Consider the following 22,991-nt stretch of genomic DNA (forward strand, 5'->3'; position numbering starts at 1 on the left):
GATGCGCATCGGCAGTGACCGACGCCAGGACGAGCCGCATATCGATCTGGTGCCATTGATTGACGTGATCCTTGTCCTCATCATCTTTTTCGTGGTGACCACGACCTTCGACGCACGCTCCACGCTGCAATTGCAGCTGCCGACCGCCAGCGACCAGCACACCAGCGCGCCGCCGCGTTCATTGAGCGTACTGGTCAATGCCGACGGGCGTTATTTCATCAACGATCAGGAAGTGCTGCGTTCGGATGTGGATTCGCTCAAGCAGACCATTGCCCAGATCGCCGGTGACGACCGCGAGCAGACGGTGTTGATGCGCGCCGATGCGCGTACACCGTATCAGGCGGTGGTGACCGCGCAGGATGCGCTGGGGCAGCTCGGCTTCCGCCGCATCGCGATCGCCACAGCGCCGCAGGCCGGCACCACACCCACACCCGGCCACACACGCACTAACGGAACCCGCCAGTGACCACCTCCAACGACCGCCCGGCGCCAGTCTCGTCCTGGCGCACGTACCGTCGCCTGCTGGCCTTCGCCAAGCCGTATCGCCTGTTGCTGGTCGCCGCGCTGATTGCCGCGCTGATCGAGGCGGCCGGCACGACCGGCTTTCTGGCGTTGATGAAGCCGATCACTGACGAAACCTTCATCTACAAGAATGCCGAGGTCAGCCGCTGGCTGCCGGTGCAGATCATCCTGTTGTTCGTGGTGCGCGGGGTCGCCGGCTACATCACCGATATGGCGATGGGCAAATCCGCACGCAGCATCGCGCGCGATCTGCGCGTCAAGGTGATGTCCAAATACCTGCGTCTGCCGGGGTCGCGCTTCGATTCCGAGCCGGTCCCGTCGATGCTGATCCGCCTGGGCTCGGACTCGGATCAGGTGGCGCAGGCGGCTGTGGATGCGGTCAAGGTGATGATCCAGCAGTCGCTGCAGGTGATCGGCGCGTTGGCGCTGATGCTGTGGCATAGCTGGCAGGTCACGCTGACCATCCTGGTGCTGGCGCCGGTGCTGGCCTGGGTGATGGACAAGGTGGCGCGGCGCTATCGCCGCATCAGCCACAGCATCCAGGAAAGCGGCGCGCATCTGTTGCAAGCGGCCGACCAGACCTTGTCCAGCCACCAGGAGGTCAAGATCTACGGCGCCCAGCAGACCGAAATGGAGCGCTATGGCGCGCTGGCCGACCGCAATCTGCGGCTGGCGATGAAGGTCGAATCCACGCGCGGCATTTCCACCGCCACGGTGCAGATGATCGGCGCGATCGGTCTGTCGGCGCTGCTGTTCGTGGCTGGTGCGCAGGCATTGGCCGGGCGGCTGACCGCCGGTGATTTCGTGGTGCTGATGACCTCGATGCTGACGATCATTCCCGGGCTCAAGCAGCTCACCAATGTGCAGAACATGGTGCAGCGCGGCCTGGCCTCGGCCGAGCGCCTGTTCTCGGTGCTCGACAGTGCCGACGAGCCGGATCAGGGCACGGTGCCGCTGACGCGCGCCAAGGGCTTGATCGAGTTCCTCAACGTCACTGCGCGTTATCCGGGGCAGGTGAATCCGGCCCTGGCCGAGGTCAGTTTCGTGGCGCAGCCGGGCACGGTGACGGCGATCGTCGGGCGTTCCGGCAGCGGCAAGTCCAGCCTGATCAAGTTGATTCCGCGCTTCTACGAGGCAGAGTCCGGGCAGATCCTGCTCGACGGTCACCCGGTGCAGGCGTACGCATTGGCCGATCTGCGTCGGCAGATCGCCCTGGTCGGCCAGCAGGTGATGCTGTTCGATGGCAGCATCGCCGACAACGTCGCCTATGGCGAAATGCGCAGTGCCGACGCCGGCCAGCTGGAACGCGCGATCCTGGGCGCCAATGCGATGGAGTTCGTCGCGCAGCTGCCCGAAGGCCTGCAGTCGCACGTGGGCACCAAGGGCGGGCGCCTGTCCGGTGGCCAGCGCCAGCGGCTGGCGATCGCGCGCGCGATGCTCAAGGACGCGCCGATCCTGATCCTGGACGAAGCCACTGCGGCGCTGGACAACGAATCCGAACGCCTGGTGCAGGACGCCCTGCATAAATTGATGCCGGACCGTACCACCCTGGTGATCGCGCACCGCCTGTCCACGATCGAGCATGCCGACCAGGTGCTGGTGATGGACCAGGGTCGCATCGTCGAGCGCGGCACGCATCACCAATTGCTGGAGCAGGGCGGCTTGTACTCGCATCTGCACGGCATGCAGTTTCGCGAACGTCAGGCATGAGCAAGCGCGGCGCCCGCACGCCGGGCTACTGGTACGACAATGCGCCGATTCCGCTGTCGGCGCGCCTCCTGGCGCCGGTCTACGGTGCAGCCGTCGCGCTGCGACGCGCGCTGTATCGCCGCGGCTGGCGCAAGCGCCACGGGGTGCCGGTGCCGGTGATCGTGGTGGGCAACGTCACCGCCGGCGGCACCGGCAAGACCCCGTTGACGATTGCCCTGGTCGCCAAGTTGCAGGAAGCCGGCTGGACGCCCGGCGTCGCCAGTCGCGGTTATGGCCGCGAGGCGTCGGATACCGCACGCTGGGTCGAGGCGGACACGCCGGTGGCGCTCGGCGGCGACGAGCCGGTACTGATCGCCTGGAAAACCGGCGCACGCGTGCGCGTGGACCGCGATCGCCTGGCCGCGGCGCGCGCCCTGGTCGAAGCGGGCTGCGACATCGTCGTCTGCGACGACGGGCTGCAGCACTACCGGCTCGCCCGCGATGTGGAGATCGAAGTGGTCGATGGCCAGCGCCGTTACGGCAACGGGCGCCTGTTGCCGGCCGGGCCGTTGCGCGAGCCGGCGGCGCGTGCGCGCGACTGCGATTTCCGCGTGGTCAATCTGGGCCAGGCCAGCGCAGCGACGACGACACCCGTGCCCGCGCCCGATGACGCCGGATTCGGCGAATGGCAGATGCGCCTGAGCATCGACAGCGTGCAACCGATGGATGGCAAGCGCGCTCAGCCATTGAGCAGGCTGGCCGGCCAGCGCGTGCATGCAGTGGCCGGGATTGCGCATCCGGAACGCTTCTTCGCGATGCTGCGCGCGCGCGGCATCGGCGTGGTGCCGCATGCCTTTCCCGATCACCACGTCTATCGCGCCGCCGACTTCAGTTTCGGCAGCCGCCTGCCGGTGCTGATGACCGAAAAAGACGCGGTCAAATGCCGGCCCTTCGCCGACGAGTGGCTGTACAGCGTACCGCTCAAGGCAGAGTTGCCGGCGGCGTTCTGGGTGAGTCTGCTGGATCGCCTGGACAAGTTGGCGAGTCGGCAAGGCGTTTGAACGCTGCGCCGGTAGTGGTGATCTGCGGCTTGGTTGCAGGGCCCTTGCCCACCCACCGTCGCGGGACACGCCGCAAGTACATCCATGTAGGCTCTTACACGGCATCCATGCCGCGTAAGGTCCCGCGACGGTGGGTGGGCAAGGACCAATCAAGATGGTCGGTGTGCATGTGCGAGCAGTGCATGCAGCGGCGTGCTGGTGCTATGTAGGGCATCGCTGCCAAACTGAACACCGCGACTTCGCTCAATCACACAACGACATCATGCGATTCGGTTATCTCGTTTCTTCAACTCTTCCTGCTTTCCAGAGCACGCACGCATGACCGCCACAACGCCTGCAGATTTCGTCGTCGCCATTCCCGCGCGCTACGCTTCCACGCGCTTGCCGGGCAAGCCGCTGCAATTGATCGGCGATCGCCCGATGATCCAGCATGTGGCCGAGCGGGCATTGCTGGCCGGGGCGCGCGAGGTCTGGGTGGCCACCGACGATGCGCGCATTGCCGAGGTGATCGACGGCCTGCCCGGCGTGCATGTGGCGATGACCGGCAATGCGCACGTATCGGGAACCGACCGGCTTGCCGAGTGCGCGCGGATCGCCGGCTGGGAGGCCGACACCTGCGTGGTGAACCTGCAGGGCGACGAGCCGTTCGCGCCGGCGGCCGGCATCCGTGCGGTGGCCCAGCTGCTGCTGCATTCCGGTGCCGAGATGGCCACGCTGGCCGCACAGGTCGACGACGCGCACGAGCTGTTCGATCCCAATGTGGTCAAGCTGGTGCGTAGTGCTGGCGGCGACGCCTTGTATTTCAGCCGCGCGCCGATTCCCTGGCATCGCGACAGCTTTGCCAGTCAGCCCGACACCTTGCCCGGTGACGGGCAGTGGCTGCGCCACATCGGGATCTATGCCTATCGTGCGGGGTTTCTGCAGCGCTTTGCCGCAATGCCGCCCGGCATGCTGGAGCGCATCGAGTCACTGGAACAACTGCGCGTGATGGAGGCCGGCTACCGTATCGCGGTGGCAGTGACGCCCGAGCAGTTTCCGCCGGGCATCGATACCACGGACGATCTGGCGCGCGCGCAAGCGCGCCTGGCGTCGGCATGAGGGTGCTGATCGTGTGCCTGGGCAACATCTGCCGCTCGCCAATGGGCGAGGGCGCCCTGCGTGCGCGGCTGGACGAGGCGCGCTTGTCGCTGCGGATCGAGGTCGACTCGGCCGGTACCGGCGACTGGCATGCCGGCGACCCACCCGATCCGCGCGCGATTCGCTGTGCACGCGGCCATGGCGTGGACATCTCCGGATTGCGCGCGCGCCAGGTGCGTACGGCAGACTTCGAGCACTTCGACTGGCTGCTGTGCGCCGATGGCAGCAATCTGCGTGATCTGCAACGCCTCGCCCCGGCGCCGCTGCGCGACAAGCTGGCCTTGTGGCTGCCCTGGGCGGGTGTGGAAGAGCGCGACGAGATCCCCGACCCCTACACCGGTGGCATGGACGATTTCGAGCGTGCCTGGCAGCTGGTCGATACCGCTGCGCGCCAGACCGTGGCCAGGCTCACCCGCCGCTAATCGGGCTTGGGCATAATTACGATATGACTGCCCAGCTCACCCAGGAACTGCCGGAATTTCCTACCTGGCTCAACGCCAGGCCATCCACCCTGCAGGAGCATCGCGGGCGTGCACTGGTGCTGGCATTCGTCAATGCCAGCTCGGTGTGGTGCGCCGAGCGCCTGGCCGAGCTGGCGCACTGGCAGGCCCGCAGCCCCGGCCGGCTGCAGGTGATCGTGGTGCAGGTGCCGCGCTTTGACAGCGAACGCGAGCCGCAACGCGCACTCAAGCAGCTGCGCGGTCATGGTGTCAGCGCCCCCATTTTGCTCGACAGGGACTGGGAGACCTGGCGCCGTTTCGGCATCGAATCCTGGCCCACGCTGGTGCTGCTCGATGCCTACGGCCGCGAGCGTCAGCGCCTGGTCGGCGTGACTGGCGATCTCGACAAGGCACTGGCCGCATTATGTGAAGGCCAGCAGCTGCCATCCGATGCCGATCTGCATGGGGTCGCCGAGCGCGACCCCGAGCCGCGCCTGGAACTGCGGTTTCCAACTGGCCTTGCCGCCACCGAGGACCGCCTGTACATCGCCGACACCGGTCATCACCGCGTGCTCGAATGCACGCATGGTGGCCGCGTGCTGCGCCAGTTCGGCCATGGCAACGCGGACTTCATAGATGGTGGCGTCGGTGAAGCGGCGTTCCGGCGTCCGCAGGGCCTGGCGCTGGAACGCGATCAGCTGTATGTCGCCGACACCGGCAATCACGCCTTGCGTCGCATCAACCTGCGCAGCGAGCAGGTCGACACCTTGTGCGGCACCGGGCGCTCCGGCGAGCCGGTCGAGGGGCCGCTGGCGTTCGCCGGTGCCTCGGCGCTGCATTACCCGCAAGGGCTGGCGGTTGCCGACAATCAGGTATTGATCGCCATGGCGGGCGACAACCGCATCTGGAGCTATGACCTGGGTCGCGCCGCACTGAGCGCACGCGCCGGTACCGGCGCGCTCGAGATTCGCGATGGCAGCGGGCATCTGGCCGCGTTCGCACAGCCGGCCGGGTTGGCCGCGGTGCAGCAGGTGGCCTACGTCTGCGATGGCCTGGGTTCGTCGATCCGCACCATGCAATTGCGCGGCGATCTGGTGCAGACCCTGGTCGGCGGGCAGGGCACCTGGCAGTTCGGCGACGAGGACGGCCCGCGCGGCACGGCGCGCCTGCAGTTTCCGCAAGCCATCGCCCTGGCTACCGATTCGCCGATGCTCTGGATTGCCGACACCGGCAACGGCCGCCTGCGTTGCCTGCGTCTGGGCGGCGGCGAACTGACCACCGTCTTGCTGCCACGCCGCCTGCATGGCCCGGCCGGGCTGGCAGTTGCCGCCGGCGCGGTATGGATTGCCGAGACCGATGCCCATGCCGTGTTGCGCTACGACCTGGCGAGCGGCGAACTGCGCGATGTTTCGATAGAAGAATGAACGCAAGGCCCCAAGCCGATTTCGATGGAAAGGCGTTTGCTGCCCAACTGAGCACCGCGCCCGGCGTCTACCGCATGTACGCGGGCGACGACACCTTGCTGTACGTCGGCAAGGCCGGTGCGCTGCGCAAGCGGGTGGGCAGCTATTTCAACGGCACGCCGAAGAATGCGCGGCTGACCTCGATGTTGTCGCAGGTCGCGCGGATGGACGTCACCGTGACCCGCAGCGAGGCCGAAGCGTTGCTGCTGGAAAACCAGCTGATCAAGTCGCTGTCGCCGCGTTACAACGTGTCGCTGCGTGACGACAAGAGTTATCCCTACGTGCTGCTGACACGCGAGCAGTGGCCGCGCATCGCCCTGCACCGTGGCCCTCGCGCCGTGCAGGGGCGCTATTTCGGCCCCTATACCGGCGTCACCGGCGTGCGCGAAACGCTGAGCCTGATGCACAAGCTGTTCAAGCTGCGCAGTTGCGAGGACAGCGTGTTCCGCAATCGCTCGCGGCCCTGCCTGCAGTATCAGATCGGCCGCTGCAGCGCGCCCTGCGTGGAGCTGGTCGCCGCGCCCGACTACGCCGAATCGGTGCGCCGCGCCACCATGTTTCTGGAAGGCAAGAGCGACCAGCTCGGCGAAGAGATCATGCACTCGATGCAGCAGGCCAGCGAAGCGCTCGAGTTCGAGCGCGCCGCGCGTCTGCGCGACCTGCTGTCCTCGCTGCGCAGCATGCAGAACCGCCAGTACGTGGACGGCCGCGCGGCGGATCTGGACGTGCTGGCCTGCGCCACGCAAGCCAGCCAGGCCTGCGTGCTGCTGCTGAGTTTTCGCGATGGCCGCAATCTGGGCACGCGCTCGTTCTTTCCCAAGACCAATGGCGAAGACAGCGCGGACGAAATCCTGGCTGCATTCGTATCGCAGTACTACGCAGAGCATTCGCCGCCGCGCGAGATCCTGCTCGATCGCGAAATTCCCGATGCCGAACTGATCGAGGCCGCACTCAGCAGCGCCGCCGAGCACAAGGTCACGTTGAAGTGGAACGTGCGCGGCGAACGTGCCGGCTACCTGCTGCTGGCCACCCGCAATGCGCAGCTGACCCTGGTTACCGAACTCACCAGCCAGAGCGCGCAGCACGCACGCAGCGAGGCACTGCGCGAGATGCTGGGGCTGGCCGAGCAGGTCAAGCGGGTGGAGTGCTTCGATATCAGTCACACCATGGGCGAGGCGACGGTGGCCTCGTGCGTGGTGTTCGATGCCAATGGGCCGGTGCGCGGCCAATACCGGCGCTTCAATATCTCCGGGATCACGCCAGGTGACGACTACGCCGCAATGCGTCAGGCCATCGAACGGCGTTTTCGACGCGCGGTAGAAGAAAACGGCGTGCTGCCCGACGTGCTGCTGATCGATGGCGGCGCCGGTCAGCTGGCGCAGGCCAAGGGCGCGCTGGCCGATCTGGGCATCGAGAACGTGCTGCTGGTCGGCGTGGCCAAGGGCGAGGAACGCAGGGCAGGGCATGAAGCGCTGATCATGGCCGATGGCCGCGAGCTGAGGCCGGGCGCGGCATCGCCGGCACTGCAGTTCATCCAGCAGGTGCGCGACGAAGCGCACCGTTTTGCGATCACCGGTCACCGTGGCCGTCGCCAGAAGGCGCGCATGACCAGCAAGCTCGAGGATATCCCCGGCATCGGTCCGCGCCGGCGCGCGAGCCTGCTCAAGCATTTCGGCGGCCTGGTCGGGCTCAAGGCCGCCGGCGAGGCCGAGATTGCGCGGGTGGAGGGCGTCAATGCCGCACTTGCCGCGCGAATCTACGCTAACCTGCACGGGCTGGCGCTTCCCGATGCGGCAGGCGAGTCGAGTCCGTAATGAAGTTGACCATCCCCACGTGGCTGACACTGCTGAGGATCGTGATGATCCCGGTGTTGGTCGTGGTGTTCTACCTGCCGTACACCTGGACCAATTTCGCGTCCGCCGGCGTGTTCGCGCTGGCCGCCATCACCGACTGGCTGGATGGCTGGGTCGCGCGGCGTTATCACCAGTATTCGGCCTTCGGTGCATTCCTGGATCCGGTGGCCGACAAGTTGATGGTCGCAGTGGCGTTGTTCCTGATCGTGCAGGGCCACCCCACACCGTGGATGGCGTTCTGGGCGGCGGTCATCGTCGGCCGTGAAATCGCGGTGTCGGCGTTGCGGGAATGGATGGCCGAGATCGGCCAGCGCGCCAAGGTGCGGGTGGCGGTGATCGGCAAGGTCAAAACCACCGCGCAGATGGTCGCGCTGCTCTGCCTGCTGTATTCGGTCACGCCGGGGCAGATGCCCACGCACGAAATCTGGTTCGGCAACCTGATCTTCCGCGCCGGTTACTGGACGCTGGCGATCGCCGCGCTGCTGACGCTGTGGTCGGGATTCCAGTACCTGCAGGCCGCCTGGCCGAGCCTGCGTGCCGACGAAAAAGCCGCGATCACCAGCAAACCGAAAAAAGTCGAAAGCAATAGTTGACAGCGATGCTGTTCGCTGTAGAATTTCGCCTCCCAAGCGGGAATAGCTCAGTTGGTAGAGCGCAACCTTGCCAAGGTTGAGGTCGCGAGTTCGAGTCTCGTTTCCCGCTCCAGATGTAGACAAGGCCCCTTGCCCGAGGTCTCGTTGTTTCAAGGCAGGATGCCTTGGGTTTGATGTTTCGGCCTGGTGGTAGAGTGGTTATGCAGCGGACTGCAAATCCGCGTACGCCGGTTCAATTCCGGCCCAGGCCTCCACATTGCATGCGTTTTTCATGCGTCGGCAACGACGACAGGACTGGCGCAACGAAGTAACAAGCTGTACAATTTTGCTCCACGCGGGAATAGCTCAGTTGGTAGAGCGCAACCTTGCCAAGGTTGAGGTCGCGAGTTCGAGTCTCGTTTCCCGCTCCAAATCAGAACAACAGAATCCAAGGATTTGGTTGATCACTCAAAAGGGCCTGGCGGCCCTTTTTTGTTGCGTTAAATTTCAACATGCACTTTGTTTACGTGTCAGTGACTGATGGTTATGCGGCATGAATCACCAGGTACGCCAGGTGATCGCCGTCTGCGGATCAACGAAACCGAAACCGATATCGCATATTTGTCCGTTCGGCAGATCCGGGCAGAGCTGCTCGCTGAGCTGAAGACGAACCGCACCCGTAGTGGGATCCATTGCCACCAAGTACGCGCTCGAAAAATCGAAGTAGCGGCCTACTGCCGAAAAACTCGCCTTGAACAGACTTTCCTTGGCAGAGAAGACGATGGTCAGCAACATCTCCAGTGACCAATCGGTGGACGCGCAGATTGAATGCAATAGCGCCAGCTCCAACCCGTCCACAATAGTGCTCAACAACGCCTCACACACATCAGTGCTGACCACGTGCTCCAGATCGATGCCGATACCGCGCCATCTGCCGAGTGGCGCAACGGCCGCCGCTGCCAAGCGATGGGTATGCGAGATGCTGCCGATCACCCGTGCCGGCCATATCGGTTCACGCGAGCTGCCGGTAGCGATTTCGGGATGCATGCCGATACCGACCAATGCCTGATGTTGCAGGGCTTGTCGCGCAGCCAGTCGACCAAAGAAATACTCGGCTTGGCGTTTGTGGACGCTGCGGGCAATCGTGTCAGGACAGGCGATGTTGCAGGTGTCGAAGGCCTGAAGCGAAAACTTCTCAAGCTCGAACGCCAGGACCTGCACGGTCACTGTGCCGCCGTCCGGGCAGGGCAAGGAGTACTGCCAACGCGTACGTAACGCTTCTATCGCGTCGAGGTCTGGATTACCCGATGGAGACGGGTTCTTGTTCAGCAGAGCCGGCTGCGTGCCATCGTTGGGCTGATCGCTTTGCATACTGGACACTGACGTCCTTAACTTTTCCGGGCTACTTGCTGAGTTACATCAACCAACTCGTCGGCGCCAGTGGCGCGTGTGACCCCACATGGATCAATCCGAAGTGTGCCCGGGGCGGGAATCGAACCCGCATAGCCTTGCAGCTGAGGGATTTTAAGTCCCTTGCGTCTACCAGTTTCGCCACCCGGGCATTGCGATAGCGTGCCTGATTGCGCGCCGATTGTGAATTGCCGCGTCGCAGGCGCGCCGCACTGATGGCCCGATGGTCGGCTGCGCTATGCTGCCACCGCGCAGGCGCGCAGCAACCGGCTGCGCACGATTGAAGGAACCGCATGTCCAGCACCACGTTACTCGCTCCGCAGCAGGCCCGCATCGCCGTGATCGGGCTGGGCTATGTCGGCCTGCCGCTGGCCGTCGCCTTCGGCGAACAGCGCGACACCTTAGGCTTCGACATCGATGCGCAACGGGTCGGGCAATTGCGCGATGGCCATGACGCCACGCTGGAGCTGGACGACACCGAGCTGGCCGCCGCCACCCGCCTGCGCTACACCGCCAACGCTGCGGACCTGGCCGCGTGCAGCATCTTCATCGTCACCGTGCCGACGCCGATCGACAGCTTCGAGCAGCCCGACCTGGAACCGCTGCGCAGTGCCACCACGCTGATCGCCGCCGCGCTCAAACCCGGCGACCTGGTGATCTACGAATCCACCGTCTACCCGGGCACCACCGAAGAAGTCTGCGTGCCCTTGCTCGAAGCTGCCTCGGGTTTGCGCTTCAACGACGACTTCTTCTGTGGCTACAGCCCCGAGCGCGTCAATCCAGGTGACCGCCAGCGGCGTCTGCGCGATATCCGCAAGATCACTTCCGGCTCCACCGCCGAAGCCGCCGATGCGGTCGACGCCTTGTATGCCGGCATCATCACCGCCGGCACCTGGCGGGCACCGTCGATGCGCGTGGCCGAGGCCGCCAAGGTGGTCGAAAACATCCAGCGCGACGTCAACATTGCGCTGGTCAACGAGTTGGCGTTGATCTTCGACAAGTTGGGCATCGATACGTTGGATGTGCTGGAGGCGGCCGGAACCAAATGGAATTTCCTGCCGTTCCGGCCCGGCCTGGTCGGTGGTCACTGCATCGGGGTGGATCCGTATTACCTGATGCACAAGTCCGAAAGCGTGGGCTACCACCCTGATCTGATCCACACCGCGCGTCAGGTCAACAACCGCGTCGGCCGGCACGTGGCCGAGCGTGTCTGCGGCATGCTGGCCACGCGTGGCGTGGTGCTTGCGCAGGCGAGGGTGCTGGTGCTGGGCGCCACCTTCAAGGAGAACTGCCCGGACCTGCGCAACAGCCGGGCGCTGGAACTGGTGCAGCTGCTGCAAGCTGCGGGCGTGCAGGTCGATATCTGCGACCCGTGGGCCGACCCCGCAGAAGCGCTGCATCATGCCGGCGTGCAGTTGTGCGCGCTTGCGGACGAGGGTGCCTACGACGCCGTGGTGCTGGCAGTGGCGCATGCGCAATACCGCGGCTACGACGCGCAGCGCATCGCAGCGCTGGGCAAACCCGGTGCGGTGATCTATGACGTCAAATCGGTATGGCCGCGCGATGCGGTCAGCGATCGCCTGTAGCGCGGTCGTCCGGTCGCTGCAGCCACTGCACCGCGCCATGCGCGGCACGTAATCCGCTGGCAAAGCAGGCAGTCAGCAGATAGCCGCCGGTCGGTGCTTCCCAGTCGAGCATTTCGCCGGCACAGAACACGCCGGGGTGCGCGCGCGCCATCAGTTGCGCATCCAGCGCCTCCAGCTGCACGCCACCGGCCGAGCTGATTGCCTCGGCAAGCGGGCGCGGTCGCAGCAGACGTAGCGGCAATCGCTTGAGCGTGCGCGCTGCCAGCGCAGGATCATCGCCCGCCTGCTTGCCCAGGTGTTCGTAGAGCAAGGCGGCCTTGACGCCATCGATGCCGAGCTGACGGCGCAGATGCTCGCTGAAACTGCGTCCCTTGCGCGGCTTTTCCAACTCGGCGTTGACGCGTTCCAGCGTGCGCCCCGGCAGCAGGTCCAGCACCAGCTCGGCCACGCCATCCGCATCGATCTGCGCGCGAAGATCCGCAGCCAACGCATAGATCAGGCTGCCCTCGATGCCGGTGGACGTCGCCACGCACTCGCCCTGCAACTGATGCGGTGTGCCGTTGCGGTCCTGCCAGTGCGCAACCACGGGTTTGAGTGGGGCACCGGCATGTCGCTGCACGAAATGCGCGCTCCAGGCGATGTCGAAGCCGCAGTTGGCCGGTACCAGCGGTGCCACCGCAATGCCGCGTTCCTGCAGCACCGGTTGCCAAAGACCATCGGAACCGAGCTGCGGCCAGCTGCCGCCACCGAGCGCCAGCACCACGGCATCTGCAGTGCGTTCGACGTCGCCGGTGGGCGAGTGGAAGCGCAACGCACCGTCGTCGCTCCAGCCAAGCCAGCGATGCTGCACATGAAACGCCACGCCCTGTTCCTTGAGTCGGCGCACCCAGCCGCGCAACAACGGTGCGGCCTTGCGATCCATCGGGAACACGCGTCCGGAACTGCCGACGTAGGTTTCCACGCCCAGGTCGCGCGCCCAAGCACGCAGCGCGTCTGCATCGAACGCCTGCAGCCACGAGGCGACTGCATCGGTGCGCTCGCGATAGCGCTGCGCAAACACCGGCATCGGATCGGAGTGGGTGAGGTTCAGCCCGCCCTTGCCGGCAATCAGGAACTTGCGTCCCACCGACCCCTTGGCTTCGTACAGGTCGACCGCCAGGCCCGCCGCACACGCCGCTTCTGCAGCCATCAGACCGGCCGGCCCACCACCGATCACCGCCAGCCGCCGCTTGCTCGCATCCGTCATTGCTCAGGCCTTCAGCGCGGCTGCACGCCAAGCAATTCCACGTCGAACACCAGCGACGCGCCGGGCGGAATCACCCCACCTGCGCCGTTGTCGCCATAGCCGTACTCGGGTGGAATCATCAGGGTACGCTTGCCGCCCACGCGCATGCCGGCCACGCCTTCGTCCCAGCCGCGGATCACCTGACGGCCGCCCAGCGCGAACTGGAATGGCTCGGCGCGATCAAGCGAGCTGTCGAACTTCTTGCCGTGCTTGTCGGCGGCTTTTTCGTCGTACAGCCAGCCGGTGTAGTGCACGGTGACCATCGCGCCCGGCGTGGCTTCGGCACCGGTACCGACGTTGCGGTCGATCCGCTCGAATGCGGCGATGGTGCCGCCGGACGGCGGCAGGGCGGGCGTGCAGGCTGCGAGCAGCAGGGCAGCACAAAGCGTCAACAGAAGGCGCATGGGAGGGTCCGGCAAGGGAAGTGCGCCATTATCGCATCCGGCTCCCGGTATCATCGCGCCCATGGCCAAGCTGCTGCTCAATCTGCGCAATGTTCCCGATGACGAGGCCGACGAAGTACGGGCGCTGATGCGCGAGCATCTCGTGCCGATCTACGAGACCCGGCCCAGTAACTGGGGCATTTCCGCCGGTGGCATCTGGCTCAGCGACGATGCCGACTACCCGCGCGCCAAGGCGGCGATGGATGCGTACCAGGCGCAGCGGGGTGCCCTCGCGCGCGCGCAACGCCAGGATGCGCTCGCTGCCGGCACCGCCGAAACCTTCGGCGCGCTGCTGCGCAAGCGCCCGCTGTTCGTGATTGCCACGTTGATCGGCATGCTGGTTGTCGCCTCGCTGGTGCTGCTGCCGTTCCTGCTGCTGCGCGGCTGATCGCACCTGCGGCCGCATCGGCTTAAAATGGCCGCATGATCACCAATACAGCTGCCTACCAGTTCGTCACCATCCAGGATCCGCAGTCGCTCGCCGACAGCGTCCTCGCGCAGGCCGGGCAGCAGGCCTTGAAAGGATCGGTGCTGGTTGCCGGAGAGGGGATCAACCTGTTTCTGGCCGGCGAAGCGGAACAGGTCGGCACGTTCTACGCGTGGCTGCAGGCCGATCCGCGCTTTGCACAGATGCGCATCAAGTACAGCCTGAGCGCGTCGCAGCCGTTTGCGCGGCTCAAGGTGAAGGTCAAGCCGGAGATCATCAGCTTCCGCCGCGACGATGCCTCGCCGCTGCAGGGCCGTGCGCCGGCAGTGACGCCCGCCACGCTGCGCGCCTGGATGCAGGAAGGGCGCGACGATCGCGGCCGCCCGTTGGTGCTGCTGGACACGCGCAATGCCCAGGAAGTGGCGTATGGCACGTTCCAGGGAGCGTTGACGCTGCCGATCGACAAGTTCACCGACTTGCCGGCTGCGCTGGAACCGCATCGCGCTGCATTGGCCGATGCCACCGTGGTCAGCTTCTGCACCGGCGGCATCCGTTGCGAGAAAGCTGCGCTGTGGATGCAGGCCGACGGCATGGACAACGTGCTGCAGCTTGAAGGCGGCATCCTCGGCTACTTCGAGGAGGTCGGCGGCGAAGGCTACGACGGCCGCTGCTTCGTGTTCGACGAGCGCGTTGCACTCGATGCGCAACTGCGCCCCTTGGTGGACGCCGAGCGCAGCACCGAAGCAGGAAAAATCTGACCAGGGGCGAGTGAATTGCCCGATGTTCGCGCATTGGGGGCGCTCGCATCATCCGATCACGCCGCGATCGTGCATTCAATGCCTGCCATGACACGCGGCGGCAGAGTGCGTCGCATTCTTACTCAAATGTAATACGTCGCATCGAGCTTGCCCTGAATTATTCACGGAGATAGGCTGCATCAGCCAGCCGCACAGCGAGGACAACAAGGATGACCATCAGAGTTTTTCTGATCGACGATCATGCACTCGTGCGTACCGGCATGAAGATGATCCTGTCCAAGGAAGTGGACATCGATGTGGTGGGAGAAGCGGAGAGCGGGGAGGCGGCCTTGCCGCAAATTCGCCAGCTCAAACCCGAGATCGTGCTCTGCGACCTGCATCTGCCCGGTGTCAGCGGCCTGGAAATCACCGAGCGCATCGTCAAGGGCGATTACGGCACCCGCGTCATCATCGTGTCGGTGCTGGAAGACGGCCCATTGCCCAAGCGTCTTCTTGAAGCTGGCGCATCTGGCTATGTCGGCAAGGGCGGCGATGCGCAGGAACTGCTGCGTGCGGTGCGCGAAGTCGCACTGGGCCGGCGCTATCTCGGCAATACCATTGCGCAGAATCTGGCCCTGTCCAATCTGGAAGGGGGCAGCTCGCCGTTCGATGCGCTATCGCCGCGCGAACTGGAGGTCGCCCTGTTGCTGACCCAGGGCCTGCGCCAGGAAGACATCGCCAAGCGCCTGAACCTCAGCGCCAAGACCATCAACACGCACAAGGCGCGCCTGTTCGAGAAGGTCGGCATCCAGGACAACATCGCCCTGGCGCGTCTGGCCAATCAGTACGGCCTGACCGACCCGGCGCGCACCCTGTAAGCCAAGTTCCTCGGGTCCGATCTTGCAGATGCGGCGGTCGGATGCTGCCGCATAAGGTGCTGTTGCGGGGAGCCGGAATGCCGGCATGACACTGCTGCACGCAAAAACAAGGCGGCCCGAAGGCCGCCTTGTCTGACGCCACCTGCCTGGATTTACCCAGGCAGGTTCAACCGGCCGGGAGACGATCAGTGATCGCCGCGCGGCTTGTTGGTGTCGTCTTGCTGCGCCTGGGCGTCATCGCCGTTAGGCGATGCATCTGCCGGCTTCGCCGCCTCGGACACGACGACGGTCGGCTTCGGCTTGTCGGCAGTCGGCTCGGTGGCGTCTGCAGGCACCACGGGCGCGACCGATGCCGGCCGCTCGGGCGCCTTGTAGGGCACCGGCGTTTCGGCCTGTGGCGGTGTCGCCGCGGTTGCATCGGCCGGAGCCAAGGCGTCCAGCAGCGTGGTCTGCACCGGAGCGTACGGCTTGCGTGCCGGCGCAGCGTCGGCAGACGGGGAGGTCTGCGGCACCGTGGTGGTGGACGTCGCGGCAACATCGGTTGCCGGGCTTTCCGCCGTTGACGGCTCGGCATGCGGCGGCTTGGATGTCACCACGTTCGCCTGGGCGCTCGACGGCGTAGCAGCGACCGGCTTGGAAACGCTGCCAGCTGCCGCCGTTGCGTCGGTCTTCGCCGGCTCCGCTTGCGTTGCTGCCGCGGCGGCCACCGGTGCTGCCTGTTCCTGCCGGGCAACTTCCTGCCGAGCAACGGCCGGCGCTGCAGCGTCGGCCGATACCGACGCCGCCGGTGTTGACCGCATCGTCGGCTTGGACGAAGGCTCTGCCAAGGAAGCGGCACTCTCGACAGGCGAAGCTGCAGCAGGAGCCGCCGCCGACGTCGCAACCGGAGCCGAAGCGGCAACCGGGCTCGACGCAGCGGACGGAGTCGACGCGGCAACCGGAGGCTGGGCCTGCGGGTTCGCCGATTCCTGCGCAACGACCGGAGCCTGAGGCGCTTGCGGACGCGGTGCATTGCCCGACGCCTGCACAGCCGGTTGCGCTGCAGCTGGCGCCGCGTTGCCAGCCGGTGTCGTTGCAGCGGGTGACGGAGAGGCCGCCGGTGCATCGCCACGTGCCTGTTCGGCTGCGGTCACTGCAGGGCTTGCAGCTTGCTGTTCGAACGACGGCGTGGCGTTGGAAACCGGCGCCGTGGTCGACGTTGTGTCGGCCGCCAGCGGTGCTTCCGCACGCTCCTTCGGGACCGGGCGCGGCTTCACTGCGGCCGGAGTGCTGGATTCCGGCTTGGCGCGTGCCGATACCGCGGGAGTGCTCGCGTCGTCGTCGAAGTCGAACTCCGGTTGACCGGCGCGCGGGGCAGCCGAGGTGTGGACCTGCGCACCGGCTTCGTCGCTCTCGTTGTCGCCATCGAGATCGCCTTCGGCATCGCCGTCCAGATCGTCCGTTTCCAGACCATCGACGCCGCTGCCGCCTTCGCCGTTTGCACCAGCGCCGCGACGGCGACGACGGCCACCGCGACGACCGCGACGACGACGGCTGCCGCCTTCGCCATTTGCCGCATCATCGCCTGCCGCATCCGGTGCCTGGCCGTCCGCATTCGCGTCGGTGCCGCGATCGGCATGCGCTTCGGTCACGATGACCTCGACCGGGTGTGCCGGCGCAGCCTCATGTGCCGAGGCCTGCGTTGCCGGTGCCGCGGTTTCGGCAATCGCCGCGACCACGGTCGCAGTCGTGGCGGTTGCGGCCGTGGAGGTCAGCGTCTGCGCCGAGACAGTGCCTTCGTCCTGGCGCGCAGGACGTTGCGGCCGCTCGGACGGCGCGCCGTCCTGCTGCTGTGCAGCTGCACGCGGCGGGCGCGGTGCCTGGTTCTGCGGCTTCTGCTTCTGCTGCTGGGCCTGCTGCGGTTGCTTGGGTTGCTGTGCCTCGCCGCGCGGCGGCTTGGGCACCTGCACCTGCTGCGCCTGACCGCCGTGTTGCGCAGCCTGGCCATTGGCCGGCTGACGGCGCTCGTCACGACGCTCCTTGTTGGCGCCATTGCCGTTGCCGTTACCGCCATTGCCGCGGTGCTGATTGCCACCGTTGCCACCATTGCGGGCATCCCGGCCGTCGCGACGCTGACCGCCACGATCGCCACGCTCGTTACGGCTGCTGCGGCCGGCATCGTTCTGACGCGGACGCTGGGTCGACTCGGGCGCAGGCGCGACTGGCTCGACGCCACCGAAGATGCGCTTCAGCCAGCCGACCACACCGGTCACCGGTGCGGGAAGCGGCAGTGCCACGACTGGAGCCGGTGCAGGTGCGGCAGCGGCAACCGGGGCAGGGGCCTCCTCACGCAGCGGCGCCGGCTGGCTCGGCTTGATCGAGGTCACTGCCGGCGCAGCCGGGATATTCAACTGTGCCTTGGTCAGCGCATGTACCGGCAACTTGCGCGGGGTGCCGCGCTGGTAGCTCGGCTTGCCGCTGTCTTCGCCCAGCTCGTTCTCACGCAGGCGCGTGACTTCGTAGTGCGGGGTGTGCAGCTGTTCGTCGGCGACGATGATGATCGGCGATTCGTGACGCTGCTCGATCTCACGCAGCGCGCTGCGCTTTTCGTTGAGCAGGTAGTTGGCGATCTCCACCGGGGCCTGCACCAGCACCTGTCCGGTGTTTTCCTTCATGGCGTGCTCTTCGGCCACGCGGATGATCGACAGCGACAGCGACTCGACGCTGCGCATGCGGCCATGGCCGTCGCAACGCGGGCACACGATCTGGCTGGATTCGCCCAGGCTCGGACGCAGGCGCTGGCGGCTCATTTCCATCAGGCCAAAGCGCGAGATGCGGCCCAGCTGCACGCGCGCGCGGTCGTACTTGAGCGCGTTCTGCAGCTTGTTTTCGACTTCGCGCTGGTGCTTGGTCGAGGCCATGTCGATGAAGTCGATCACCACCAGGCCGCCCAGGTCGCGCAGGCGCAGCTGGCGGGCGACTTCCTCGGCCGCTTCCAGATTGGTCTGGAAGGCGGTCTCCTCGATGTCGCTGCCCTTGGTGGCGCGCGAGGAGTTCACGTCGACGGCGGTCAGCGCTTCGGTCTGATCGACCACGATCGAGCCACCCGAGGGCAGCCGCACGTTGCGCTCGTAGGCGCCTTCGATCTGCGATTCGATCTGGAAGCGGTTGAACAGCGGAATGTCGTCGGTGTAGTGCTTGAGCTTGCGCAGGCTCTGCGGCATCACCTGCTGCATGAACTCCTGGGCGTCGGCGTACAGCTCCGGCGTATCGACCAGGATCTCGCCGATGTCGGCGCGCAGGTAGTCGCGCAGGGCGCGGATGATCAGGCGCGATTCCTGGTAGATCAGGAACGCGGCCGGCTTGCTCAGGGCCGCCTCGGCGATCGCCTTCCAGGTCTGCAGCAGGTAGTCCAGGTCCCACTGCAGCTCTTCGGCGTCACGGCCGACACCGGCGGTGCGGATGATCACGCCCATGTCGTCGGGGATGTCGAGCTTGTCCAGCGCTTCCTTCAGCGCGGCACGGTCTTCGCCTTCGATCCGGCGCGAGACGCCACCGGCGCTCGGCGAATTGGGCATCAGCACCATGTAGCGGCCGGCCAGCGAGATGAACGTGGTCAGGGCGGCGCCCTTGTTGCCACGCTCTTCCTTGTCGACCTGCACCACGATTTCCTGGCCTTCGCGCAGCAACTCGCGGATGGTCGACTTGTTGTGGTCGACGCCAGCCTGGAAATAATCGCGGGAGATTTCCTTCAGCGGCAGGAAGCCATGGCGCTCGGCGCCATAGTCCACGAACGCTGCCTCCAGCGAGGGCTCGAGCCGGGTGATACGGCCCTTGTAGATGTTGGACTTCTTCTGTTCCTTGGACGGCTGTTCGATGTCGATGTCGTACAGGGTCTGGCCGTCCACAATCGCCACGCGCAGCTCTTCGGCCTGCGTTGCGTTGATCAGCATTCGCTTCATTATTGCGTTCCTCTCGCGCTCTACCGCGCGGAACGCCGTGACGTTTCGCCTCTGGAACAGCTTGTCGGCCCTTCGCGCAACGCGCGGACAGGCCTGACCAGGGTTTCCAGCGCTGCAACACCACGGCAGGCCGCGGGAGCGCTTGTCTTAAGTTTTATAGGTGTTTCAGGGCCGGCAGCCGCGTCCGGAAGAACCGGGGCAGCGCACGGGACATGTTCAGCGCAACGGTCAAAAACCGCTGGCGATGGCCGGGCAGGCCGGTGAGCCGCTAACATGGCCGCCCCGGGGGCGGTGGTCGCGCACTGTGCCGGAATCATCGGAAGGCAGGCTTCTGGCCAATCAACTTCCAACGAAATCAAACCCTTATCTCGCTCGCCGAGTGTAACAGAATAAAGAGCCGGATGACCGACCCCCAGCCCCCCAAGCCGCCTGCCGACCGTGTAGGCGTGCGTATTCTCAAAGTTCCGCAAGACCGTGCTGGGCAGCGGCTGGACAATTTCCTGCTCGGCCAGCTCAAGGGCGCGCCACGCAGCCTGATCTACAAGCTGGTGCGCAGCGGCCAGGTGCGCGTGAACGGCGGGCGGGCCAAGGCCGAGCGCAAGCTCGAGGGCGGCGAAGAAGTGCGGATCCCGCCGGTGCGCGTTGCCGAAGAGGGCGACAAGGCCGCGCCACCGTCGTCGTTCCTGGCGCGGCTGGAAGCGGCGATCGTGTTCGAGGACGCGCGCCTGCTGGCGCTCAACAAGCCATCCGGGGTCGCCAGCCATGGCGGCAGCGGGATCAGCTTCGGCGCCATCGAGACCCTGCGGGCGCTGCGGCCGAACCAGACCCTGGAACTGGTGCACCGGCTCGACCGCGATACCTCCGGGCTGTTGATCGTGGCGAAAAAGCGCTCCGCGCTGACCGAGATGCAGGCCTTGATGCGGGAGGACGACCGCGTCGAGGGCCGCGGCATCACCAAGCGCTATCTGACCTTGCTGGTCGGTCGCATGCCGGACGGGGTGATGACGGTCGATGCGCCACTGCACATCGGGCTGCGCCAGGGCGGCGAGCGGCATGTGCAGGTCAATGCGATCGGCAAGCCGTCGCTGAGCCACTTCACGCTGCTGGAGCGGCGCGGCGGGCACTCGTATTGCGAAGTCCGCATCGAAACCGGCCGCACCCACCAGATCCGCGTGCACGCCCAGCACCTGGGGCATCCGGTGGCCGGTGACGACAAGTACGGCGAGGCGGAGGTCAACAAGCGCCTGCGAGACCAGCTCGGCCTGAAGCGTTTGTTCCTGCATGCCGCGTCGCTGGAATTCACGCTGGACGGCGGCAAGACGCCCTACGTCTTGAGCGCGCCGCTGGCGCCGGAGCTGGCCGAGGCACTGGACCGGCTGGGGCGCTGACGCAGCCAGGGCGGGCAGGGAGGCTACATCGGCGCGGATGCTGGGACGGCGCTCGCGCCATGTGCGGCTGCGCGGGTCACGATCCTGCCGGTAGAGCGGAACCCGCGCTCGTCAGGGGAATGGCGACTCACAAACCTCGGCATGCGAACTGAACCGATTGAATAGGGCAATCGCGTCTCGCTCCCACGTCGCTTGGTCGTCGCAGGCCGCGCTAGGGCGTGGCGAAGCGGAACAACACCAGGCTGATCGCCAGCGTGCCCATGCCGGCGACCAGGCCGTAGACCGTCTCGTGGCCCTGCGCGTAGCGCTTGGCGGCCGGCAGCAATTCGTCCAGTGCCAGGAACACCATCACCCCGGAAATCAGGCCGAAGACGGTGCCGAACACCGCTTCGGACAGCACGCTCGACAAGGCCAGATAGCCGATGCCGGCGCCGATCGGTTCGGCCAGTCCGCTGAGCAGGCTGGCGCCAAAGGCGTAGAGCTTGTTGCGGGTGGCGAAGTACACCGGCACCGCAATGGCGATGCCCTCGGGAATGTTGTGGATGGCGATGGCGAACGCGAGCGGCATGCCGACCGCGGGGCTTTCCAGCGTGGCGAAGAAGGTCGCCAGGCCTTCGGGAAAATTGTGCGCGGTGATGGCGATGGCCGTCATCAGGCCGACCCGGCGGATATAGGCCCGGTTGTCGTCGCGGAACAGCGGATCGTCGCTGGACAGGCTCTGGTGCGGGTTGGGCACCAGGCGGTCGATCACCATGATCAACAGCATGCCCCCCAGAAACGCCAGCGTGCCGAAGGTGAAGCCGAGCTTGTCGTTGTAGGCGTTGGAGAACGAAGCGATCGATTTGTTGAGAATCTCCGACAGCGATACGTACACCATCGCGCCGCCGGCGAATGCCAGCCCGAACGCCAGCAGGCGCGGATTGGGCTTCTTGGAGAACACGACCATCAGGCTGCCGAGTCCGGTCGCCAGGCCAGCTGCCAGCGTGACCGCAAATGCGGTCCAGACATTGTGGGATGACACTTCGAGCATGTGACGCACGACCTCGTGGAATGGAACCGACCTGCGGGGAGCGTGGCGACTGCTGCTGCGCACTTTGCGCATGGCCACGCTGCGCCTGCAGGATGGCCATGCCTGGATGACGAACACGTGGTGTCTGACGCGGCAGGCCTGGCGCGTGCACGCTGACAGCTGGCGAACACTGCGGTGGCTGGCGCTGCTGCAGGCCTGCGCGGTGCTCGGCGTTGGGGGCGGCGCGCCAGCGGGTTACCGCCGCCGCGTCTGTTCGCGCAACGTATCAACAGCGGCTTAGCCGCCTCGACGCGCCCGCTCTTCGATGGCAAAGCATTCGTCCGGGCGCGGCACCGGCGGCTTGAAGGCGACCGGCACCTGGATCGTCTGCGGCACCGCCTGGCCATTGCGCGTGGCGGCCCGGAATTTCCATTCGCGCACGCGTTTTTGCGCGGCTTCGTCCAGCACCGGCTGACCGCTGCTTTGCGCGACCGATACATCGGTCGGGGTGCCTTCGACACCGACCACCACCCGGAGCACGGCAGTGCCGCCGATGCCGGCACAGGCCAGTTGCGGGGAGTATTCCGGCGGCGGCGTCTTCAAGGCGGCCAGTTCGGTCGGAGCCACCGCCGGCGCGGCCGGCGGCTGCGACGACTTGCCACAGCCGCTGATGCCGACGGCAATGAACAGGCCGGCGAGGGCGGTGCGAGACGGGGTCATGGGGTGGCTCCTTGATCGTAGAGCTGGGCGGCCTTGGCCGCGCAGATGAAGTCGTTTTCGCTCAATCCGCCGACGTCGTGGGTGGAATAGCGCACCACCACGCGGTCGTAATGCACGCCCAGGTCGGGGTGGTGGTCTTCGCGGTGGGCGATCCACGCCAGCGCGTTGACGAAGGCCAGCGTGCGGTAATAGTCGGCAAAGCGGAACGTGCGGGTGATCGCCGTGCCCAGTTCGGCCAGCTCCCAGCCTGGCACCTGCGGCAGCAATTCGGCCAGGCGCGCTTCGCCGAGCTTGTGGTCGCTGCCCTTGCGCGGCAGGCAGTGGGCCTGTTCCAGGGGAATCAGATCGGTCATGACAGTCTCGCAGGGGTGGCGGACAGCGCGTTCACTCAGGATCACGGTGTTCCATGAGCGCAGGCGCATTGAGCGGT

The 22,991-nt window shown here is 66.1% G+C and carries 20 protein-coding genes and 4 tRNA genes; 16 read left to right on the forward strand and 8 right to left on the reverse strand.

Annotation, left to right across the window (positions count from 1 at the left end; translation table 11 throughout):
- Position 1 precedes the first annotated feature (1 nt).
- The 11 genes from EO141_RS03415 to EO141_RS03470 all read left to right on the forward strand — a co-directional run bounded on the left by EO141_RS03415 (position 2) and on the right by EO141_RS03470 (position 9,168).
- Positions 2 to 466 (forward strand): biopolymer transporter ExbD, encoded by a 465-nt coding sequence (locus tag EO141_RS03415; RefSeq protein WP_104582570.1) that lies wholly within the window; start codon positions 2 to 4, stop codon positions 464 to 466.
- Entirely contained in the window at positions 463 to 2,232 is a 1,770-nt protein-coding gene (gene msbA / locus EO141_RS03420; protein WP_127168544.1) for a lipid A export permease/ATP-binding protein MsbA, read from the forward strand. Before EO141_RS03415 ends, msbA begins: the two co-directional genes overlap by 4 nt.
- Complete coding sequence (gene lpxK / locus EO141_RS03425) at positions 2,229 to 3,272, forward strand: tetraacyldisaccharide 4'-kinase (protein ID WP_127168545.1); 1,044 nt, start codon at positions 2,229 to 2,231, stop codon at positions 3,270 to 3,272. Before msbA ends, lpxK begins: the two co-directional genes overlap by 4 nt.
- 318 nt (positions 3,273 to 3,590) lie before the next feature.
- Complete coding sequence (gene kdsB / locus EO141_RS03435) at positions 3,591 to 4,370, forward strand: 3-deoxy-manno-octulosonate cytidylyltransferase (RefSeq protein WP_127168546.1); 780 nt, start codon at positions 3,591 to 3,593, stop codon at positions 4,368 to 4,370.
- Complete coding sequence (locus EO141_RS03440) at positions 4,367 to 4,831, forward strand: low molecular weight protein-tyrosine-phosphatase (protein ID WP_104582574.1); 465 nt, start codon at positions 4,367 to 4,369, stop codon at positions 4,829 to 4,831. Before kdsB ends, EO141_RS03440 begins: the two co-directional genes overlap by 4 nt.
- A gap of 23 nt (positions 4,832 to 4,854) precedes the next feature.
- Positions 4,855 to 6,273 (forward strand): hypothetical protein, encoded by a 1,419-nt coding sequence (locus EO141_RS03445; protein ID WP_164739045.1) that lies wholly within the window; start codon positions 4,855 to 4,857, stop codon positions 6,271 to 6,273.
- Positions 6,270 to 8,126, forward strand: coding sequence for an excinuclease ABC subunit UvrC (gene uvrC / locus EO141_RS03450; RefSeq protein ID WP_127168547.1), 1,857 nt, complete (start codon positions 6,270 to 6,272; stop codon positions 8,124 to 8,126). The genes EO141_RS03445 and uvrC overlap by 4 nt, the downstream gene beginning before the upstream one ends.
- Positions 8,126 to 8,758, forward strand: coding sequence for a CDP-diacylglycerol--glycerol-3-phosphate 3-phosphatidyltransferase (gene pgsA / locus EO141_RS03455; RefSeq protein WP_016902574.1), 633 nt, complete (start codon positions 8,126 to 8,128; stop codon positions 8,756 to 8,758). The genes uvrC and pgsA overlap by 1 nt, the downstream gene beginning before the upstream one ends.
- Before the next feature lie 36 nt (positions 8,759 to 8,794).
- Positions 8,795 to 8,870, forward strand: a tRNA-Gly gene (locus tag EO141_RS03460).
- A 68-nt stretch (positions 8,871 to 8,938) separates the two neighbouring features.
- Positions 8,939 to 9,012: transfer RNA gene (locus EO141_RS03465), tRNA-Cys, on the forward strand.
- A gap of 80 nt (positions 9,013 to 9,092) precedes the next feature.
- Positions 9,093 to 9,168, forward strand: a tRNA-Gly gene (locus EO141_RS03470).
- A gap of 127 nt (positions 9,169 to 9,295) precedes the next feature.
- On the opposite strand, the gene EO141_RS03475 is transcribed toward EO141_RS03470, so the two are convergent.
- Both EO141_RS03475 and EO141_RS03480 read right to left on the reverse strand, forming a co-directional pair.
- The gene (locus tag EO141_RS03475; RefSeq protein WP_127168620.1) at positions 9,296 to 10,108 is read right to left on the reverse strand and encodes a 4'-phosphopantetheinyl transferase superfamily protein; all 813 of its coding nucleotides are present in this window, start codon (positions 10,106 to 10,108) and stop codon (positions 9,296 to 9,298) included.
- A 106-nt stretch (positions 10,109 to 10,214) separates the two neighbouring features.
- A tRNA-Leu gene (locus tag EO141_RS03480) sits at positions 10,215 to 10,298 on the reverse strand.
- 142 nt (positions 10,299 to 10,440) lie between these two features.
- On the opposite strand from EO141_RS03480, the gene EO141_RS03485 reads away from it, so the two are divergent.
- Positions 10,441 to 11,733, forward strand: a complete 1,293-nt coding sequence (locus EO141_RS03485; protein ID WP_127168548.1) for a nucleotide sugar dehydrogenase — start codon at positions 10,441 to 10,443, stop codon at positions 11,731 to 11,733.
- Here the strand turns inward: EO141_RS03485 and EO141_RS03490 are convergent.
- Positions 11,717 to 12,979 carry a TIGR03862 family flavoprotein gene (locus EO141_RS03490; RefSeq protein ID WP_127168549.1) on the reverse strand — a complete coding sequence of 421 codons (1,263 nt, stop codon included), beginning with the start codon at positions 12,977 to 12,979 and terminating at the stop codon, positions 11,717 to 11,719. The genes EO141_RS03485 and EO141_RS03490 overlap by 17 nt on opposite strands.
- Before the next feature lie 11 nt (positions 12,980 to 12,990).
- Positions 12,991 to 13,422, reverse strand: coding sequence for an FKBP-type peptidyl-prolyl cis-trans isomerase (locus tag EO141_RS03495; RefSeq protein ID WP_164739046.1), 432 nt, complete (start codon positions 13,420 to 13,422; stop codon positions 12,991 to 12,993).
- Between the two features lie 61 nt (positions 13,423 to 13,483).
- Here EO141_RS03495 and EO141_RS03500 point away from each other — a divergent pair, with 61 nt between their 5' ends.
- From EO141_RS03500 to EO141_RS03510, 3 genes are all read left to right on the forward strand, one after another.
- A complete protein-coding gene (locus tag EO141_RS03500; protein ID WP_104650459.1) occupies positions 13,484 to 13,849 on the forward strand; it encodes a DUF6164 family protein in 366 nt (121 codons plus the stop codon).
- A 35-nt stretch (positions 13,850 to 13,884) separates the two neighbouring features.
- The gene (locus EO141_RS03505) at positions 13,885 to 14,646 is read left to right on the forward strand and encodes a sulfurtransferase (protein ID WP_115676968.1); all 762 of its coding nucleotides are present in this window, start codon (positions 13,885 to 13,887) and stop codon (positions 14,644 to 14,646) included.
- A 209-nt stretch (positions 14,647 to 14,855) separates the two neighbouring features.
- Positions 14,856 to 15,503 carry a response regulator gene (locus EO141_RS03510; protein ID WP_016904564.1) on the forward strand — a complete coding sequence of 216 codons (648 nt, stop codon included), beginning with the start codon at positions 14,856 to 14,858 and terminating at the stop codon, positions 15,501 to 15,503.
- 185 nt (positions 15,504 to 15,688) lie between these two features.
- Here the strand turns inward: EO141_RS03510 and EO141_RS03515 are convergent, their stop codons facing one another.
- Positions 15,689 to 19,435 (reverse strand): Rne/Rng family ribonuclease, encoded by a 3,747-nt coding sequence (locus tag EO141_RS03515; RefSeq protein WP_164739061.1) that lies wholly within the window; start codon positions 19,433 to 19,435, stop codon positions 15,689 to 15,691.
- Positions 19,436 to 19,845: 410 nt separating this feature from the next.
- On the opposite strand from EO141_RS03515, the gene EO141_RS03525 reads away from it, so the two are divergent.
- The gene (locus tag EO141_RS03525) at positions 19,846 to 20,832 is read left to right on the forward strand and encodes an RluA family pseudouridine synthase (RefSeq protein ID WP_104582583.1); all 987 of its coding nucleotides are present in this window, start codon (positions 19,846 to 19,848) and stop codon (positions 20,830 to 20,832) included.
- A gap of 211 nt (positions 20,833 to 21,043) precedes the next feature.
- Here EO141_RS03525 and zupT read toward each other — a convergent pair whose 3' ends face one another.
- From zupT to EO141_RS03540, 3 genes are all read right to left on the reverse strand, one after another.
- Complete coding sequence (gene zupT / locus EO141_RS03530) at positions 21,044 to 21,862, reverse strand: zinc transporter ZupT (RefSeq protein ID WP_104650463.1); 819 nt, start codon at positions 21,860 to 21,862, stop codon at positions 21,044 to 21,046.
- A 276-nt stretch (positions 21,863 to 22,138) separates the two neighbouring features.
- Entirely contained in the window at positions 22,139 to 22,561 is a 423-nt protein-coding gene (locus EO141_RS03535) for an energy transducer TonB (protein WP_104582585.1), read from the reverse strand.
- Positions 22,558 to 22,914: a 4a-hydroxytetrahydrobiopterin dehydratase gene (locus EO141_RS03540; protein WP_046342783.1), complete on the reverse strand. Its 357-nt coding sequence runs from the start codon at positions 22,912 to 22,914 to the stop codon at positions 22,558 to 22,560. Before EO141_RS03540 ends, EO141_RS03535 begins: the two co-directional genes overlap by 4 nt.
- Between the last annotated feature and the right edge of the window lie 77 nt (positions 22,915 to 22,991).

It is taken from the genome of Xanthomonas sp. BRIP62415 (assembly GCF_003993515.1).
GTDB classification, from domain to species: domain Bacteria; phylum Pseudomonadota; class Gammaproteobacteria; order Xanthomonadales; family Xanthomonadaceae; genus Xanthomonas; species Xanthomonas euroxanthea.

Excerpts from the sequence above, each read along its gene's own strand:
- EO141_RS03415 (WP_104582570.1), top strand. The coding sequence starts at position 2 with ATGCGCATCGGCAGTGACCGACGCCAGGACGAGCCGCATATCGATCTG.
- lpxK (WP_127168545.1), top strand. The coding sequence starts at position 2,229 with ATGAGCAAGCGCGGCGCCCGCACGCCGGGCTACTGGTACGACAATGCG.
- kdsB (WP_127168546.1), top strand. The coding sequence starts at position 3,591 with ATGACCGCCACAACGCCTGCAGATTTCGTCGTCGCCATTCCCGCGCGC.
- EO141_RS03440 (WP_104582574.1), top strand. The coding sequence starts at position 4,367 with ATGAGGGTGCTGATCGTGTGCCTGGGCAACATCTGCCGCTCGCCAATG.
- EO141_RS03445 (WP_164739045.1), top strand. The coding sequence starts at position 4,855 with ATGACTGCCCAGCTCACCCAGGAACTGCCGGAATTTCCTACCTGGCTC.
- uvrC (WP_127168547.1), top strand. The coding sequence starts at position 6,270 with ATGAACGCAAGGCCCCAAGCCGATTTCGATGGAAAGGCGTTTGCTGCC.
- pgsA (WP_016902574.1), top strand. The coding sequence starts at position 8,126 with ATGAAGTTGACCATCCCCACGTGGCTGACACTGCTGAGGATCGTGATG.
- EO141_RS03475 (WP_127168620.1), bottom strand. The coding sequence starts at position 10,108 with ATGCAAAGCGATCAGCCCAACGATGGCACGCAGCCGGCTCTGCTGAAC.
- EO141_RS03485 (WP_127168548.1), top strand. The coding sequence starts at position 10,441 with ATGTCCAGCACCACGTTACTCGCTCCGCAGCAGGCCCGCATCGCCGTG.
- EO141_RS03490 (WP_127168549.1), bottom strand. The coding sequence starts at position 12,979 with ATGACGGATGCGAGCAAGCGGCGGCTGGCGGTGATCGGTGGTGGGCCG.
- EO141_RS03495 (WP_164739046.1), bottom strand. The coding sequence starts at position 13,422 with ATGCGCCTTCTGTTGACGCTTTGTGCTGCCCTGCTGCTCGCAGCCTGC.
- EO141_RS03500 (WP_104650459.1), top strand. The coding sequence starts at position 13,484 with ATGGCCAAGCTGCTGCTCAATCTGCGCAATGTTCCCGATGACGAGGCC.
- EO141_RS03505 (WP_115676968.1), top strand. The coding sequence starts at position 13,885 with ATGATCACCAATACAGCTGCCTACCAGTTCGTCACCATCCAGGATCCG.
- EO141_RS03510 (WP_016904564.1), top strand. The coding sequence starts at position 14,856 with ATGACCATCAGAGTTTTTCTGATCGACGATCATGCACTCGTGCGTACC.
- EO141_RS03515 (WP_164739061.1), bottom strand. The coding sequence starts at position 19,435 with ATGCTGATCAACGCAACGCAGGCCGAAGAGCTGCGCGTGGCGATTGTG.
- EO141_RS03525 (WP_104582583.1), top strand. The coding sequence starts at position 19,846 with ATGACCGACCCCCAGCCCCCCAAGCCGCCTGCCGACCGTGTAGGCGTG.
- zupT (WP_104650463.1), bottom strand. The coding sequence starts at position 21,862 with ATGCTCGAAGTGTCATCCCACAATGTCTGGACCGCATTTGCGGTCACG.
- EO141_RS03535 (WP_104582585.1), bottom strand. The coding sequence starts at position 22,561 with ATGACCCCGTCTCGCACCGCCCTCGCCGGCCTGTTCATTGCCGTCGGC.
- EO141_RS03540 (WP_046342783.1), bottom strand. The coding sequence starts at position 22,914 with ATGACCGATCTGATTCCCCTGGAACAGGCCCACTGCCTGCCGCGCAAG.